Origin of the sequence: Methanothermobacter sp. K4 (assembly GCF_022014235.1) — an archaeon.
In the GTDB taxonomy this organism is placed as follows: Archaea; Methanobacteriota; Methanobacteria; order Methanobacteriales; family Methanothermobacteraceae; genus Methanothermobacter.
In genome coordinates this window covers 76,743-94,108 of record NZ_JAKLTD010000001.1, presented here as the reverse complement: position 1 = coordinate 94,108, position 17,366 = coordinate 76,743, and the positions used below count along the sequence as shown (strand labels likewise).

The window sequence follows — 17,366 nt, the reverse complement described above, 5'->3', positions numbered from 1 at the left end:
TGTATACTCTTTAGTTCAGTAAATACTTATAAACTTTGATCTGTCTACAGGCTGAGGCAGTGTCCAGCTGAAAATGTACCCCATCATGCAGCTGGAACATCGTCAACCGAGCAGGTGAATCGACACTTGGGGAATCCCTTGCAGCCCACGAACTCACCGTAACGCCCTGAACGTTTTATAAGATTGGATCCACACTCAGGACACTTACCAACGATTTCTTCACCTTCGGACTTTTTCTTCCCACACGCCGGGTCAAGGCAGGCCCTCTGACGCGGCCGGCCATAGGATATCATGGGAAGCCCGCATCTTTCGCAGCGACTTTTAAGTACACTGGCCCCCCTGGGAAGTGAATACACGGTCCTGCAATCAGGGTAACCTGAACACCCCACAAAGGTGCTTTTGTTCCTGGGGGAATATTTTATGACAAGATTCCTGCCACATTCAGGGCATTCACCAACAACCCTGCTGTCCTGATAGGCTTTATAGAGGTCCCTGCCTATGTCCTTCATGTTCCTCTCAATATCACCGAGTATGGATTTAACCTCCTCTATGGCCTCATCCACGACCCTCTCGCGGCTTATCTTTCCCTCCATGATCTCCTCGAGTTCCCTCTCAAACTGCCTTGTGAGCTCCTCACTGGTGATCTTCTCACAGTACTTTGTGAGGGTGTCAATTATGTTCTCACCCAGGGGACTCACACGTATCTTCTTACCCTCAATGTACTTCCTGTCATAGAGCTTGGCTATTATATCGGCACGGGTTGACTTGGTTCCAAGGCCCCTCTTCTCCAGTTCCCTTATGAGTGAGGCCTCATTGTATCTGGCGGGAGGTTTTGTCTCCTTCTCCAGGGCGGATACCCCCACAACGCCCATAACATCCCCCTCGGATATATCAGGGAAAACCTCATCTTCAATGCGGGTGTAGGGGTAGCTGTCCATCCATCCCCTCTTGCTCACCCTCTTTCTTGAGAAACTGAACTCCTCCCCTCCTATTTCAAGGTCCACCCTCATTGTCTGTAGAACGGCATCCTCACCGAATACGCTGATGAAACGGTGGACGATGAGTTCATAGATCTTCCTTTCATCACTGGAGAGATCTGATGGGAGAAGACCTGTCGGGTGTATTGCAGGGTGTGCATCATCCACCTTTTTACCCTCATGGGGTTTGAGGGGTTCCCTGAGCCCTTCAATGTGCGCACCGAATCGGGGGTCCCCTGAAAGCCTGTCCAGTATCTTACGGTAACCTATGCTTTCAGGGAGTTTCTGGGATGATGTCCTGGGATAGGATGTGTAACCCTCGGTGTAGAGGTTCTGGGCGATGGTCTGGGTCTTCTTGGGGCTGAATCCAAATACGCGGTATGCCTCTGACTGGAGCGATCCAAGGTCAAAGGGCACAGGTGGTTTCCTTATGGTGTCCCTTACCTTCACACTTCTAACAGAGGCATCGCTGCCATCACACCTCTCAAGGACCTCATCAACAAGTGGGCGCTGGAATATCTTTCCCCGTCTGCTCTCTGCAATGATCCCTGATTCCAGTTCTGCCTGGATTATCCAGTAGGGGACCGGTTCGAATTCCCGTATCTCCTTCTCCCTTTCAACGAGTATCGCAAGGGTGGGGGTCTGAACCCTACCGGCAGATAATTTAATGAAGCGGTTGGTCGCCTCCTTCACGGATTTCATGAGGGACCTTGAGATGTTCACACCGAATATGAAGTCAAGGATGTGCCTTGCAGCTCCACTGTCCACCTGACCGCAGTCGAGTTCTATGGGGTTCTCATAGGCGCTCCGTATCTCCTCCCCTGTGAGGGTTGAGAACTTCATCCTGACGGTTTTCTTGAGCGCATCCCCGCCGCAGCCATATCTGATGGCGTTGAAACCGATGAGTGTACCCTCTATGTCGTAATCACAGGCATGTATGTAGCGGTCAGCGCCGGCAGCGAACTTTTTTATTACATTGAGGTAATCCTTAACGTAGTTCTTCTTCTTATCAATCTCATGAAGGGGCGCCCATTCAAGGTCAAAGAAGTGCTCATCCCCGGGTTTACTGGGGCGAAGTGAATAGAGGTGTCCAACCGCTGATACGATGGTCACCCTTTTATTACCTTCATAATATTCCCAGTAGGACACCTTCCTGTACTTCTTTTTCTCTGCATCTGGAAAGAGTGCTCCCGCGATCTTCTCTGAGGACTTGGGCTTCTCACATATTATAACTTCGTGCATCTTACCACTCAGAATCGTCACCTGTAGAATCCATAGAAGTCACTGCAGTAGCTGCACATTGGGTACTTGCCGTAATGATAATGGCTTGAGTCATCGGCATTTATGTTGAACTTCTTATGGCATATGAAGCACACTTCTATCTTCTCTTCGTCTGAGGACTTCCCTTCACACATATATGATCCCCTAAACGATCCTGTGCTTCTGAAGAAGAAGGATTTCATCCTTTGTAAGCTTCTTACCCTCTTTGAATTTCTCATATATTTCACGGGCCCTCTCCTTCTCCTCAAGATCCCTTTCACGGGTGGCCCTTCTTTTAACATTTCTATTTTCTGATCTGAGGGCGTTGATCCTTTCGTTTATCCTCTTAATTTTGCCAAGAGTTGATTTGAATTCCTCATGTTTCTCTGAGGCCATCCTGCGGAATTCAAGAAACTTCTCATGGGCTTCATCAGCCTTCTTACGTATCTCATCCGTCTTTCTGAAGTACTCAAGCATCTCTTCATGATACTTCTGGGCCTCCTCTGAAAGTGAGACCACCATCTCATGGTATTCCTCTGACTTTTTCCTGAGTTCAAGGGCCTTCTGTCTGGTCTCCTCATCCTCCTGGATCTTCATGAGCTTCTTACGTAGTTCATTGGCGGTCTTGACCAGTTCATTCTCCTTGTTAATGTCAAGGACCCTTGTTTCTATGATCTTATCTATCCGCCTGATTTCATTCTCTATCTTTATCCTGTCACGCCCACCTGAGGACCACTCAAGCTTCTTTATCTCCTGGTTTATCTCATCCCTGAGCTTCTTGTTCTCTTCAACCTTTGCATTTATCTCATTACGCCTGTCCCTGAGTTCAACAGCCCGGTTGAGGGTTTCACGAAGTTCAGTGTTCAGTTTATCCCTGAGTTCCTTCATTTCACGGGCCTTCTTATTCAGTTCATCCCTTTCGGATGCCACGCCTGAGAGTTTCTCCTCGTATTCATTTTTAAGGTCCATTACCTCATCGTAGCCGAGTTTATCCAGTTTATCATCCACCTCAGCTATCTCCTCGATGATCGGCAATATCTTTCTGAGATCCCATTCATCAACAACGGCGTCAGCCTTCTTCCTGAGGGCCGGCTTTGCATTGAATGCTATCCCCAATCTGGCCGCCTGTATCATGGATATGTCATTGGCGCCATCGCCAACAGCAACACATTCACTGGTGCTTATACCCTCCTTATCGAGGATCCTACATAGGACATCATACTTTGAGTTTTCCACAAGAGGTCCGCTCACTTCACCGGTCAGCACACCGTCCTCCTCATGGAGCCTGTTGCAGAAGAGGTAATCAATACCAAGCTTATCTCTGATGGGCTCAGCCACAAGGTCAAAACTTCCACTTATAACTGCAACCCGGTAACCCTTCTCCTTGAGGGCCCTGATCGTCTCCTCTGCACCCTCCATGAGGGGCAATTCATCTGCAACTGCCTTTATATCCTCAACCGCTGTCCCCTTGAGGAGCTTCACCCTCTCCCTTATGGAGGATTCGAAGTCGACATCACCCTGCATGGCCTTTTCGGTGATCTCCATTACCTCCTCCTCGACTCCAGCGATTTTCCCTATCTCGTCTATGGCTTCCCCATCAATAATGACATTGTCAAGATCGAAAACTACAAGTTTAATCAAAAATATCACCATTAAATCAGATCTAACTCGGCAAGCCTTGCCTTGGTCTTTTCAACTCCAAGCTTAGCGTCCTCAGCACTCTTGGCACCTGTGCACACAACCTTCCCTGAACCAAACAGCAGCAGGACAACCTTCGGTTCATCCAGCCTGTAAACAAGACCCGGGAACTGTTCAGGTTCATATTCCGTATTCTCAAGTCCCAGGGCAACAGCCTCAAAATTCAGTGGTTTCCCGAGGTTTGCCGAGGCAACAATGTTCTGGATCTTTATCTCAAATTCTTCGGGTATATCAGGGTCCATGGTTCTCATCATATCAACTGTGAGTTTTATGGCCCTCTTGGAATCCTCAATGGATTTTGCACCCGTACATACCAGTTTACCTGATCCAAAGATCAGAGCAGCAGTTTTAGGCTCCTTTAATTTGTATACAAGACCAGGAAATTGTTCCCGGTTAAAATCAACGTTTTCAAGGGCTTCAGCAACTGTCTGAAGATCAATGGATTTCCCAAGGGTCGCAGAAGCAACAATATTTTCTATCTTGATATCCACATCTGTCAACTAGATACCTCCCGGTGAAGTTTAAACCTACATATAAATTTAAATGCACCTATATTAATATTGACGTAAAAAACTAGTTATTATGGATAATAATATATTTAATAATCCCGGCGGTGCATCGAAGTCATTCACACCTCATGGGAATTTCCTGTATAGATTACACAACACTTTATACCAGAATTTAAATAATTTGATTTTCATAGTGATAGCATAAAAGATTCTTTAGGACCCGGGGTCCTTGCTGGGGGGATGATGTGGTTATCGATCCGAGAATCTACAAGGAACAGGTTGAGGAACTTGGAGTTGAGGGACTTGAAATAAATCCCTCAAACAGAGAGGAGGCCCTTGAACTCCTGGAGGATGTTGAGGGATATATAAAAAACCTTAAAAGCATAAGGTACAATCTCCATATGGACATGAGGATCATAAGAAGGCAGTACCTTGAGAGAATGAGGGACCCCAGGGTGAGGGGAGACCTGCAGAAGAGAAAGAGAATCCTGGATGAAAGAGATGATATCCTCGGTCCATATGAGGGTGTTGACAGGATGATAGACGCCCTCCTTGAGGAACTGGATGAATCAGCACAGTTTTTAAGGGAATACGCTGGCCTTGAGGATACCAGCGTATCCAGTGGTATTGAAGGGTGGTAGAGTTTGATAGAGGTTGAGGTTAAGGCTAAAATTTCCAGCGGGGATGAGATAATCGAACGTATAATCTCACTTGGAGGGCACCATATTTCAGATGAGGAGCAGACTGACATATACTTCAATGCCCCCCACAGGGACTTCGCAGAGACCGATGAAGCACTTAGGATAAGAAAAACAGGCAAAAAAACATTCATAACCTACAAGGGCCCCAAAATTGATGGCAGGAGTAAGACCCGGAAGGAACTGGAGGTTGAGGTTGCAGATGCTGAAACAGCAGCAGGGATACTGGAATCCCTTGGATTTCGAAGGGTCAGGGATGTCTTCAAGGAGAGGAGTACCTACTCACTTGGAGATTTCACCCTATCCATTGACACCGTCAGGGGCCTCGGGACCTACCTTGAAATAGAGATGGACCTCCCTGATGGCAGTGACTACGGGGATGCCCTCAGCGAGATATTTGAGCTCTACAGAAAACTGGGGGTAAGCGGTGAATTCGAGAGAAAATCATACCTTGAACTTCTTGAAGCTAAAGCCAAATAGGTACTGCTAAGGACCCATAAGAGGAATCTGAGTTAGTATTGATCTCCAGTGTGTGGCTGTCATGTGCACTGCTAAGGACCCAAAGAGAAATCTGAGAGGCTCTTAAAAATCCTGGAGCTAAATCCAGATGACCCCCAAGGATGGGGATAAGGGTACCACTCCTCTAACTCCCTGAGCATGGAGGCTGAAAAGCGGCGGAAAACCACAAGCAATTAAAACCCTCACCCCGTAAGTGCCCACCATCTAAAGATGAAAAGCGACAAACAGCCACCACCAGATAAAACATGGAGGGCCGGAAGACGGCTGTACTCTCAAACCTTTTATACTTAAATATCAAATTTAAATAAATGCTAGAGTCTTCATTTTAATAAATCAGTTAAGGTGGTAATCCCTTGAAATACTTCGTCAGTCCCTTCAATAAGGAAGCTGAATTAGAATTTCCCGATAAGATCACGATTTATGATACAACACTCCGCGACGGGGAACAGACCCCAGGGGTCTGCCTCGGAACCGAGGAAAAACTTGAAATAGCCCGAAAACTTGATGAACTGGGCATACATCAGATAGAAAGTGGTTTTCCAGTTGTATCAAAGCAGGAAAAGGTTTCAGTAAAGACAATAGCCAATGAAGGTCTCAATGCAGATATACTGGCCCTCAGCAGAACAAAGAAGGAGGACATAGACGTTGCAATTGACTGCGACGTTGATGGCGTCATAACCTTCATGGCCACATCCGACCTCCACCTCAAACACAAACTCAAACTCACAAGGGAGGAGGCCCTCAACGTATGCCTGAACTCCATAGAGTATGCAAAGGACCACGGCCTCTTTCTGGCATTCTCAGCAGAGGACGCCACAAGGACTGACCTGGACTTCCTCAAGCAGATATACAGGAAGGCAGAGAGCTACGGGGCAGACAGGGTCCATATAGCAGATACGGTGGGTGCCATAAGCCCCCAGGGAATGGACTACCTTGTAAGGGAACTTCGAAAGGATATAAAGGTGGACATAGCAATGCACTGCCACAATGACTTTGGCATGGCACTCTCAAATTCAATAGCAGGGCTCCTGGCAGGTGGAACCGCGGTTTCAACCACAGTTAACGGTATAGGTGAAAGGGCAGGGAACACATCCCTTGAGGAGCTTATAATGGCCCTGAGGATAATCTATGATGTTGACCTCGGATTCAACATCAGCGTCCTCTATGAGCTGTCAAGGCTCGTTGAGAAGCACACCCGCATGAAGGTGCCTGAAAACAAACCCATAGTTGGAAAGAACGTCTTCAGGCACGAGTCAGGTATACACGTGGATGCGGTGATAGAGGAACCCCTCACATATGAGCCGTTCCTCCCGGAGATGATAGGACACCAGCGCAAGATAGTCCTTGGCAAACACTCAGGGTGCAGGGCAGTCAAGGCAAAACTTGAGGAGTACGGTATAGAGGTTACAAGGGAGGAACTCTGCAGGATAGTGGAGGAGGTAAAGAAAAACAGGGAGAAGGGGAAATACATTAACGATGAACTCTTCTACAGGATCGTAAGGTCTGTGAGGGGACCAGTTGACTTCTAGGTGGTTTGGATGAATATCGGAGAAGGGATTGAAGGTATCCTCAGATAGTTTTCAGGTGGTTAAAATGAACATCACAGAGAAGATTCTTGCAGATGCAGCCGGAGTGGCTGAGGTTACACCTGGCGAGATAATAGAGGCCCGGGTTGACCTTGCAATGACCCACGACGGCACATCACCCCCAACAATCCACACATTCAGGGAGATAGCCTCAAGAGGAGGCCCCAAAAGGGTATGGGACCCTGAAGGGATAGTCATGGTATTCGACCACAACGTACCACCCAACACAATCGGAGCAGCAGAGTTCCAGAGGGTAACATCTGAATTCGCGGCTGAACAGGGGATAAGTAATATCTTCAAGAACGCTGAGGGCATATGCCACCAGGTCCTCCCTGAAAAGGGATTTGTACGCCCAGGAATGGTTATAGTGGGTGCAGACTCACACACATGCACATACGGGGCATTCGGTGCATTCGCAACTGGAATGGGAGCCACAGACATGGCAATGGTATTCGCCACAGGAAAAACCTGGTTCATGGTACCCGAGGCAATGCGCATTGAGGTTACAGGCCAACTGCAGGGGTTCACCACAGCAAAGGATGTTATACTGAAAATCATAGGGGAAGTTGGCGTTGATGGTGCAACATACCGGGCTGTGGAGTTCACGGGAAGCACGGTTGATGCAATGGACGTTGCCGGAAGGATGACCATCTGTAACATGGCAGTTGAAATGGGGGCCAAAAACGGTATAATGGAACCCAGCAGGGAGATAATCCAGTATGTAAAGTCACGGACAGGGAGGGACTTCAGGGTTTACCATTCAGATAGGGACAGCCAGTACGTGGAGGACCACCACTTCGATGTCTCTGACCTCGAACCACAGGTTGCCTGTCCGGATGATGTGGATAACGTCGCACCTATTCACAGGGTTGAGGGAACCCACATAGACGAGGCATTCCTTGGTTCATGCACAAACGGCCGCTACGAGGATCTCAAAATGGCAGCAGAGGTCCTTGGAGATAGAAGGGTTCATGATGATGTGAGGTTCATAGTTGCACCCGCCTCAAGGGAGATCTACCTGAGGGCACTGGAGGATGGGATAATAGAGGCCTTCATAAGGGCAGGGGCCATAGTCTGCAACCCCGGCTGCGGGCCCTGTCTCGGGGCCCACATGGGTGTCCTGGCTCCAGAAGAGGTTAGCATAGCCACAACCAACAGGAACTTCAGGGGAAGAATGGGAGACCCATCATCAAAGGTCTACCTGGCCAACCCGGCGGTCGTGGCTGAATCTGCAGTTAAAGGGGTGATCAGCGCACCTGAATAAAAAATGGGAAGACCCGCATTATGAGGGAGGCAGGAAATGGATGTCAATGTTATGGAGGAGATTGAACGCATCGAGAGGATAATGGGGAGGCTCTCAAACACCCAGAAGATACTGCTATCAACAGATGGCTCGGTAACAAGGATACTTGACGTACTTAGGGGAACAGTAACCATAAGGACCATAAAACAGGAATTCATACCATCAACTCCAGAAATCGCAGATAAACTAAGAATATCCCCGGGGGAAATGGTTAATCACCGGGTGGTTGTCATAGGAAACAGGGAGCCCCTGATACACGCGGTGTCATACATACCACTATCAAGGCTTGATGATGGATTCAGAGAGGACCTCATAAGGGCGGATATACCCATAGGGAGGATACTGAAGAAGCACAGTATAGAATCCCGAAGGGAGATAGAGATCCTTGACATAGAAAGCCCCACCAGAGAACTCAGGGAAATATTCAAGACAGACTCCCCAATGCTCACAAGGACCTATAACATAATTCACCAGGACGAGGTACTCATAAGGATAAAGGAGACCTTCCCATTTGACTGGTTCAGGGAAGAATTCCGGTAACGGTGTTTCCATGGGAGTCAAATTAAAGGATATAATATCAGCAGAGAAGATAAGGCTTGATGATCTCAGGGGACGCACCGTTGCAGTCGATGCAGCCAACAGCATATACCAGTTCCTCTCAAGCATAAGACAGAGGGATGGAACACCCCTCATGGACTCAGAGGGGCGGGTGACATCCCACCTCAGCGGCATACTCTACAGGACAGCGGCGGTGATGGAGAGGGATATAAGGGTGGCCTATGTTTTTGATGGGAAATCCCATCACCTGAAGGGCGAAACAGTTACAAGGCGTATTGAAACCCGAAAGAAGTCTGAAATTGAATGGAGGAGGGCCCTTGAGGAGGGGGATATCGAGAGGGCAAGGAAGTATGCTGTGAGGTCCTCAAGGATGTCACAGGATATAGTTGAAAGCTCCAAAAGGCTCCTTGAACTCCTAGGGATCCCATACGTTCAGGCACCAGGAGAAGGTGAGGCGCAGGCATCATTCATTGTCAGGAGGGGGGATGCCTGGGCAGTGGCATCCCAGGACTATGACTGCCTCCTCTTCGGAGCCCCAAGGGTCGTGAGAAACCTCACACTCAGCGGAAAACTGGAGGAACCAGAGATAATTGAACTGGAATCTGCCCTCAGGAATCTTTCAATCACCCATGAACAGCTCGTTGACCTGGCACTACTCGTTGGAACAGACTTCAATGATGGAATAAAGGGGATAGGTGCCAGGAGGGGACTCAAACTCATAAAGGAGAAGGATGACGTATTCGGTGTAATCGACGAGGTGGATGGGGATATCGGAGGCGACCCTGAGGTCCTCAGGAGGATATTCCTCGAACCTGACGTGACAGGGGACTATGAACTCAGATGGAGAAAACCCGATAGGGAAGGGGTCATAGAGTTCCTCTGCGGTGAGCATGGGTTTTCAGAGGAACGGGTAATGGTGGCGCTTAAAAAAATTGAAAGGGCTTCATTCACACAGAAAAGCCTTGAGGACTGGTTCTAAAGATCATGGACTCCAATCCCTCAGATCATCAGCTGAGGGTTCATAGAGGAATCCCCTTTCCCTGCAGAATTCAATCAGTCTCCTGTAGGAGGGGTGGGATGAGAGGGTGCTGGTATCACCTATTATTATGAGCTTGCGCCTTGCCCGTGTAAGTGAAACATTGAGCCTCCTGAGGTCCCTCAGGAAACCTATGTTACCTTCACTGTTACTTCTAACCATTGAGATGATGATGACCTCCCTCTCACGTCCCTGGAATCCATCCACACTGTTAACCTCAACATCGGTCATGGAGGATATCAGGTCCACCTGGTCATCGTAGGGTGTTATTATACCGATCTCCTCTTCTTTCACACCCATCCTCATGAGTGCACCTGCGATTATGACTGCAAGGTCAGCCTCAAGGGGGTTCTGAATTGATGTTGAGCCCTTTAGCCTCCTCTCACCCGTCCCAACCTTTGAGGTATCAATAAAGATGACAGGTTCCTTTTCTGCAAGTTTTCTGTGTGGCATGGAGTCAGGGATTTCAGAGGATATAACATCACATATTGAGATTTCCTCAAGGGAGGGATGGGCCCTTATCCTCCCACCATAGAACTCCCTGTTTGGGAACTCCATTATATCAGGGTTCATACGGTACTGACAGTTGAGCATCCATGAATTCTCAGGGTATGACCCTATCAGCTCCTCAAAGAGTGTCACCTCCAGTTCAGAGGTATCAGGGTTCAGTATGGTTGGTGGAAGCTGTCGGTGGTCCCCTGCCAGCACGAACCTTGGTGCACGTGAGAGTGGTATGAGTATGCTGGGGATTGTGGCCTGGGATGCCTCATCAACAATTGCAACATCAAACTTCACATTATCTATGTACTCAAGGGCCGCTGAGGAGTTTGTTGCAAGGACAACCTGGCTGTTACGGATTATCCTGTCAACGATTTCAACTTCAATCTCCTGCATCTTCCTGTGGAGTTCGTCTATCTGCTGGTTGACCTCTATCCAGCGGGCCATGGATATCATCACATTTGGGGATATACCCCGGGCACCCCTCCTCTTTGTGGCGTTGATCATTATCTGACTGTCTGAAAGTCCCCTGCGCAACTGTGGGGTGGGTTTATGGTGCCTTTCACGCTCCTCAATGAGCCTGTCAATCCTCTCCTGGTATTCGAGGACCCTCATGTAGTCGGGGTGGTTCTCGAGTTTATATGCGAGTGTCTCCTGCAGGTTGGTCCTGGAGACCCTCTGGGGGTGTCCGAGACGAACACACCTCAGCTGACCGGCGATTCCCTCAAGGAGGTTATCAACTGCAGCATTGCTCTCAGCCGTCACCAGGACACGGTTACCCCTCCTGACCTCCTGCCTTATGAGTTCATGGAGTGTACGGGTCTTCCCTGTACCGAAGGGCCCGTGTATAAGGAAGAAGTCATCTGACCCCAGGGCCCTCATTATGGCCTCCCTCTGGGACCTGTTGAGTTCAGGGTCCACGGGTTCAAATTCAACCATCTGGTGACCAGATGGCTTTTCATCCCCAAGCAGAAACCTTAAAACCCTGAACACATTCCTTCCCGCACCCCTGAGGTTGTCTATCATCCTCTGGAATGTTATGTCATTGGCGTATAGGTCCACCCTGACATTCCTAAGGGCCCATCTGGGGACATTTTCAAGTGCCACCACAATGAAGCGTTTACCCTTCGCAGCCACGGTACCTGTGAGGTCACTTCTGAGGGGGTTCCCACGGCTTATCAGGACAAGGTCACCCACTGATATCTGGGTATCTATGGGTTCCCTCCTACCGTATTTCACGAGATGGAATCCAAGTTCACGTCCGGTTACCTTACCGTTAAGGCCATTTATGGCCCTTCCTATCCTTTCACGCTTCTGGGGGGACAGCCTCCTTATCTCATTCATCATGGCGTTTATCTCCGCCTCCCTCTCCATCTCAACAAGTTTAATAAGTCTCTTTATGTATGATTTCACACTGATAGTATCCACCCCGGACATCGACTAAGGTAATCCATTACCTCTTTTATTCATTAAAATAATTTTCCAGTGTTCATCTAGAATGGCGGGTATTCCCCAAAGAACTCCCTGGCGTATCTCCTTGCGGTTTCAACCTGTTCCGGGTATCTCCTGCCAAGGCGCTCTTCCAGTTCTTCACGGGTCTCTGATGATGCAACAGTCTTAAGGAAATTCACGTAAACCTCAAGTCCATCAACTTCTTCTTTGGAACTCCTTAGACAGGGCATTTCAATGGTGAGGCAGATATCCTCGCGCCTGAAGAGTTTCTTGCGTATGTGGGGTGACACCGAGCCTATCAGGACACCTTTCTCCAGTTCTATGAGGGGAGGGACACCATCACGGCTCCTCCTTGAGGGATCCGTTAACCTGCCGTAGCTCTCCTCCCTGTAGCAGTGGGCCTCCAGGTATGTTGATGGCCGGTACTTCTCTATGAGGCCTATTATCTCCATCCCCTGCTGGCTTCTGTAATAGTTGGGGTCAAGTGTACTCATGTACTCTGTGGGGTTACAGCTGTATATTATCAGCTTTCCCCTCCTGATGTCATTGAAACCAAGCATCTTGAGGGCCCTTATAGCTGTGAGACCCTCCTTTCCATGCACACCACCAACAAAGAGCCTTACAGGACCTTCTCCCTTATCTATCATCCTGAAGAAACCCAACTTCTTCCTCCTATGTCCCCTCTTCCCAGTTTTCAAGGTACCTTATCTGTTTCTCTGTCAGTTCATCGATCTGGATTCCCATGGCCTCCAGTTTCATCTCCGCAACCCGCAGGTCTATCTCATCAGGGGCCCTGTAGACGCCTGGTTCAGGTTTTTCACTGAGGAGGTGTCTCGCTGATAGTGCCTGCATTGCAAAGCTCATGTCCATTATCTCTGCAGGGTGGCCCTGACCCCTCTCTGAGGCAAGATTCACGAGTCTTCCCTCGGCAAGGAGGTATAATTTGCGCCCATCAGGCATGATGAACACCTCTATATCCTCCTTAACCAGCCTATTCTCCTCTGATAACCTTTCAAGGTCTTTCCTGTTTATTTCAACGTTGAAGTGACCTGCATTTGCCATCACACACCCGTCCTTCATGTTCATGAAATCATCACCTGCAACCACATCAGTGTTTCCTGTTGCGGTTACGAGTATGTCTGCATGTTTAACTGCCTCTGAGACCCTCATAACCCTGAATCCATCCATACGGGCCTCAAGTGCCCTTATGGGGTTAACTTCGGTTACTATGACGTTCGCACCAAGACCGTGGGCCCTCAGGGCTATTCCGCGCCCGCACCAACCATATCCACACACCACCACGGTTTTGCCTGCTATGAGCATGTTGGTGGTCCCCATTATGGAGTCAAATGTTGACTGGCCGGTCCCGTAGCGGTTGTCGAAGAGGTACTTTGTGTAGGCGTCGTTCACGGCCATGACTGGAAATTCAAGGGCACCATCGTCTGCCATGGCCCTTAGTCGGTGTATCCCGGTTGTTGTCTCCTCACAGGCACCTATTATTCCATCCAGGAGTTCCCTCCTTTCCCTGTGGACGAGGAATATCATGTCTGCCCCGTCGTCGATGAGGATGTCCGGTTCATGGTCAAGGACACGGTGTATGTTTTCATAGTATTCCTCGGTGGTTTCACCGCGCCAGCCGTACATGTTGAGGCCCATTTTTGCTCCGGCGGCGGCTGCATCATCCTGGGTTGATAGGGGGTTGCACCCTGTCATGGCAACCTCCGCACCACCCGCCAGGAGGGTGAGTCCAAGGTTTATGGTCTTTGGTTCTATATGGAGGCATGAGGCTACTGTGATCCCCTTGAAGGGTTTTTCCTCTGAGAAGTCCCTCTTGATCCTTTCAAGCACAGGCATGTGTTCCTGAACCCACTGGATCTTCTTTTTGCCCTGAGGGGCAAGTGAAATGTCTTTAACATTATATGGCATGGTATCACCGGGTTAACTTAATTCATTGACTTTAGATAAATAGTTGGAGTGACCACTTAAAAATAGTTATGAAGAGGTCTTCTGGTGACTCTTCATTATTGATTTTCACCTTCTCAATCCACAACAGAGGGCTGTTAATGATCCATATGATTTCTTAAATTTTGTTTTTTTAGGTTATAATGATTTAAAAGATTTTGATTGATTGATGGAAATTCAAATAAACTCTATGAAATCATAAAACAGTCTTAATGATTTCAATAGTCGTATATCACACTAAAAATTATTTTTAAAGATTTTAATCAAATAAAATTATTTTTTAGGGCCATTGAAGTGATATCCTCCAGAAGATTTTGACCATTTTTCAGCCAGCCTTTTATAATAACCCTATGTTATTTTAAGCTTATTTTATCATTAAAATGCCTAATAATTCATTTTTAACTTTTTATCTCGCTAAAATTCTGATTTTAATTTTTTAAATTATTCATGATCTTTATTTTTTAATTATAAAGCCTTAAAGGAAGTCGTCTATCAATATAAATGAACTGCATTATTGGGGATCGACAGATTTATAAGTCTGAGAGGAGAAATTTCAGAGTGATACAGGTCAAATAGAGAAAAAATCCGCCCTGTTAAAATCAGACCAAAATGGGATTGAAATGGGTGAGGATGATGAATTTGTTGTTTTTAGTGTCCAGTTAAAATCAGACCAAAATGGGATTGAAATCATCCTTGATATTGCCTTCCTCAGGCCGTGTTCCACGTTAAAATCAGACCAAAATGGGATTGAAATGACACAGCAAGATGAGTACAAGGAGGAAAACACAACACGTTAAAATCAGACCAAAATGGGATTGAAATCTGAATACCTGTTCCTCCTCATAATCCTCATCACTGTTAAAATCAGACCAAAATGGGATTGAAATCCTCAATCTCACCAATGATCTTTTTAAAAGGTGGGTTAAAATCAGACCAAAATGGGATTGAAATGTTCACTCATGGGTGGAGTAAGGCCTGGCAGGTGGGTTAAAATCAGACCAAAATGGGATTGAAATGGAGTTCTTTGAGAGCGTCTTCTGTGACGCGTATTTGTTAAAATCAGACCAAAATGGGATTGAAATATGGACTCATGTTCAATTAAATGATGATGAAATGGATAGTTAAAATCAGACCAAAATGGGATTGAAATTTTTCTAAAATTTCCGCTTGAGCTAACTTTTTTTCAAGTTAAAATCAGACCAAAATGGGATTGAAATTTTTCTCGTACTTTGCTGAGGCTATTGCCCTGAACTTGGTGGTTAAAATCAGACCAAAATGGGATTGAAATACAAAGTTGTGCAAAGTTGCTAAACTTCATAGTGTTGTTAAAATCAGACCAAAATGGGATTGAAATTTGTTTAACTGTTCTATGTAGTTTTTTATTTCTTCTTGTTAAAATCAGACCAAAATGGGATTGAAATAAGTCCTCCTTTTCCCAGAATTCGTAAAAGCGTGTGTGTTAAAATCAGACCAAAATGGGATTGAAATGTGTGAACCTCTATGATAGTGGTGTGAGATTATACTATGGTTAAAATCAGACCAAAATGGGATTGAAATTTATGTCGGACGGTGGTTCTGAGGGCCCGTCCGGCTTGTTAAAATCAGACCAAAATGGGATTGAAATGAAGTATTAGTGACTCTTCTCCGTTTGCAGTCAATCGGTTAAAATCAGACCAAAATGGGATTGAAATAAAAACAACAGGAGGCCCCATCCTCTTCAAATAGAAGTGTTAAAATCAGACCAAAATGGGATTGAAATTCATTTGTAATGTCACAATCTTTACAATCTTGGAAGTTCCCGTTAAAATCAGACCAAAATGGGATTGAAATATCGTCCTGGTGGGGCGTCTGAAAGCTTATATCAAGAGTTAAAATCAGACCAAAATGGGATTGAAATATTTTTTAATTCTTTTTTATTGCTTTGTATGTTCTGTTAAAATCAGACCAAAATGGGATTGAAATATTCACAGTTAAACCTGCCAACCCCGAAGCAAAACGTTAAAATCAGACCAAAATGGGATTGAAATGATAGTAACTTTTTTGCATATCCACTCCATGTTAATCGTTAAAATCAGACCAAAATGGGATTGAAATAAATTGGTATCTGGGAGAGGACGTGGACATAAGTGTGTTAAAATCAGACCAAAATGGGATTGAAATACGATCCGGATGAGGTCGAGGAGGACCTTACGATCCTGTTAAAATCAGACCAAAATGGGATTGAAATCGCTTTCAACTTCGGCACGGAACTCTCTCAGATTGGGTTAAAATCAGACCAAAATGGGATTGAAATTAACGGGTCAAGTCAGATGCTTCACAAGCACCTTATGAGTTAAAATCAGACCAAAATGGGATTGAAATGTTTCTGGCACCGGCAACCACCCTCCCACACACCACGTTAAAATCAGACCAAAATGGGATTGAAATTCTCATAGAGCCAGGCCATCACCACATGCGCTTCAGGGTTAAAATCAGACCAAAATGGGATTGAAATATTTTTGCTGAGATGCGCCCTAAACTGATGCTTGTTAAAATCAGACCAAAATGGGATTGAAATAAGAATTTTAATTTCTTCTTCGCTAAGACTCTTATGTTAAAATCAGACCAAAATGGGATTGAAATGCTCTCGCATATGGCATTATTCGTTCTTCTATATCAGTTAAAATCAGACCAAAATGGGATTGAAATGAAACAGAGAAAAAAAATATGAGGTCCAGAAACAGAGAGTTAAAATCAGACCAAAATGGGATTGAAATTAACAAAGGTTAATATTGCTATAAAGCTCGCAAAGGTTAAAATCAGACCAAAATGGGATTGAAATAAAAGCTCTTATCAGGGTTTACGATGCCACCGATGATGGTTAAAATCAGACCAAAATGGGATTGAAATCCATCAAAACAGATATGGCTAAGAACGGATAGTGCTGGTTAAAATCAGACCAAAATGGGATTGAAATCAACTTCATCTGAAGAGATCAGACCGCGCTGACGAGTTAAAATCAGACCAAAATGGGATTGAAATTCCTGAAAGTGGGTTTTATGGGTTCCAAACATAGGGTTAAAATCAGACCAAAATGGGATTGAAATGTTGCAATAGGGCTTAGTGGGTACCCAGCCGCATAGTGTTAAAATCAGACCAAAATGGGATTGAAATTATCAATTATCCGCTTCTTTACTTCCTCAATTTCGTTAAAATCAGACCAAAATGGGATTGAAATTGAACGATTGAAGAACTCCGCGAAGAAAAAAGACTGAGTTAAAATCAGACCAAAATGGGATTGAAATTGAACGATTGAAGAACTCCGCGAAGA

The 17,366-nt window shown here is 46.2% G+C and carries 13 protein-coding genes and 1 CRISPR repeat array; of the genes, 6 read left to right on the top strand and 7 right to left on the bottom strand.

The features are described 5' to 3' along the window. Positions 1 to 83 precede the first annotated feature (83 nt). Genes topA through L5462_RS00450 form a run of 4 tightly spaced genes read right to left on the bottom strand, consistent with a single transcriptional unit; the run spans position 84 to position 4,435 of the window. Positions 84 to 2,219 (bottom strand): DNA topoisomerase I, encoded by a 2,136-nt coding sequence (gene topA / locus L5462_RS00465; RefSeq protein WP_237778880.1) that lies wholly within the window; start codon positions 2,217 to 2,219, stop codon positions 84 to 86. Between the two features lie 17 nt (positions 2,220 to 2,236). Then, positions 2,237 to 2,392 carry a hypothetical protein gene (locus L5462_RS00460; RefSeq protein WP_171770388.1) on the bottom strand — a complete coding sequence of 52 codons (156 nt, stop codon included), beginning with the start codon at positions 2,390 to 2,392 and terminating at the stop codon, positions 2,237 to 2,239. A 10-nt stretch (positions 2,393 to 2,402) separates the two neighbouring features. Then, on the bottom strand, positions 2,403 to 3,878 hold the full coding sequence (gene serB / locus L5462_RS00455) for a phosphoserine phosphatase SerB (RefSeq protein ID WP_237778879.1): 1,476 nt from the start codon (positions 3,876 to 3,878) through the stop codon (positions 2,403 to 2,405). 11 nt (positions 3,879 to 3,889) lie between these two features. Further along, on the bottom strand, positions 3,890 to 4,435 hold the full coding sequence (locus tag L5462_RS00450) for a TATA-box-binding protein (protein WP_237778878.1): 546 nt from the start codon (positions 4,433 to 4,435) through the stop codon (positions 3,890 to 3,892). Positions 4,436 to 4,689: 254 nt separating this feature from the next. On the opposite strand from L5462_RS00450, the gene L5462_RS00445 reads away from it, so the two are divergent. The 6 genes from L5462_RS00445 to fen all read left to right on the top strand — a co-directional run bounded on the left by L5462_RS00445 (position 4,690) and on the right by fen (position 10,087). Then, positions 4,690 to 5,085: a hypothetical protein gene (locus tag L5462_RS00445; RefSeq protein ID WP_237778877.1), complete on the top strand. Its 396-nt coding sequence runs from the start codon at positions 4,690 to 4,692 to the stop codon at positions 5,083 to 5,085. Positions 5,086 to 5,088: 3 nt separating this feature from the next. Continuing rightward, positions 5,089 to 5,622: a class IV adenylate cyclase gene (gene cyaB, locus L5462_RS00440; protein WP_237778876.1), complete on the top strand. Its 534-nt coding sequence runs from the start codon at positions 5,089 to 5,091 to the stop codon at positions 5,620 to 5,622. Between the two features lie 392 nt (positions 5,623 to 6,014). Then, the gene (locus L5462_RS00435) at positions 6,015 to 7,190 is read left to right on the top strand and encodes a homocitrate synthase family protein (RefSeq protein WP_147671224.1); all 1,176 of its coding nucleotides are present in this window, start codon (positions 6,015 to 6,017) and stop codon (positions 7,188 to 7,190) included. Positions 7,191 to 7,254: 64 nt separating this feature from the next. After that, on the top strand, positions 7,255 to 8,511 hold the full coding sequence (gene hacA / locus L5462_RS00430) for a homoaconitase large subunit (RefSeq protein ID WP_237778875.1): 1,257 nt from the start codon (positions 7,255 to 7,257) through the stop codon (positions 8,509 to 8,511). Positions 8,512 to 8,547: 36 nt separating this feature from the next. Continuing rightward, complete coding sequence (locus L5462_RS00425) at positions 8,548 to 9,090, top strand: chorismate pyruvate-lyase family protein (RefSeq protein WP_237778874.1); 543 nt, start codon at positions 8,548 to 8,550, stop codon at positions 9,088 to 9,090. A gap of 10 nt (positions 9,091 to 9,100) precedes the next feature. Further along, positions 9,101 to 10,087: a flap endonuclease-1 gene (gene fen / locus L5462_RS00420; RefSeq protein ID WP_237778873.1), complete on the top strand. Its 987-nt coding sequence runs from the start codon at positions 9,101 to 9,103 to the stop codon at positions 10,085 to 10,087. Between the two features lie 3 nt (positions 10,088 to 10,090). Here fen and L5462_RS00415 read toward each other — a convergent pair whose 3' ends face one another. The 3 genes from L5462_RS00415 to ahcY form a co-directional block, all read right to left on the bottom strand. Further along, positions 10,091 to 12,055: an IGHMBP2 family helicase gene (locus tag L5462_RS00415; protein ID WP_237778872.1), complete on the bottom strand. Its 1,965-nt coding sequence runs from the start codon at positions 12,053 to 12,055 to the stop codon at positions 10,091 to 10,093. 80 nt (positions 12,056 to 12,135) lie between these two features. Then, on the bottom strand, positions 12,136 to 12,756 hold the full coding sequence (locus tag L5462_RS00410; RefSeq protein WP_237778871.1) for a DUF2119 domain-containing protein: 621 nt from the start codon (positions 12,754 to 12,756) through the stop codon (positions 12,136 to 12,138). 10 nt (positions 12,757 to 12,766) lie between these two features. Then, a complete protein-coding gene (gene ahcY / locus L5462_RS00405) occupies positions 12,767 to 14,020 on the bottom strand; it encodes an adenosylhomocysteinase (protein WP_237778870.1) in 1,254 nt (417 codons plus the stop codon). 628 nt (positions 14,021 to 14,648) lie between these two features. Further along, a CRISPR array of direct repeats spans positions 14,649 to 17,340; the repeat unit is 30 nt; unit sequence GTTAAAATCAGACCAAAATGGGATTGAAAT. Between the last annotated feature and the right edge of the window lie 26 nt (positions 17,341 to 17,366).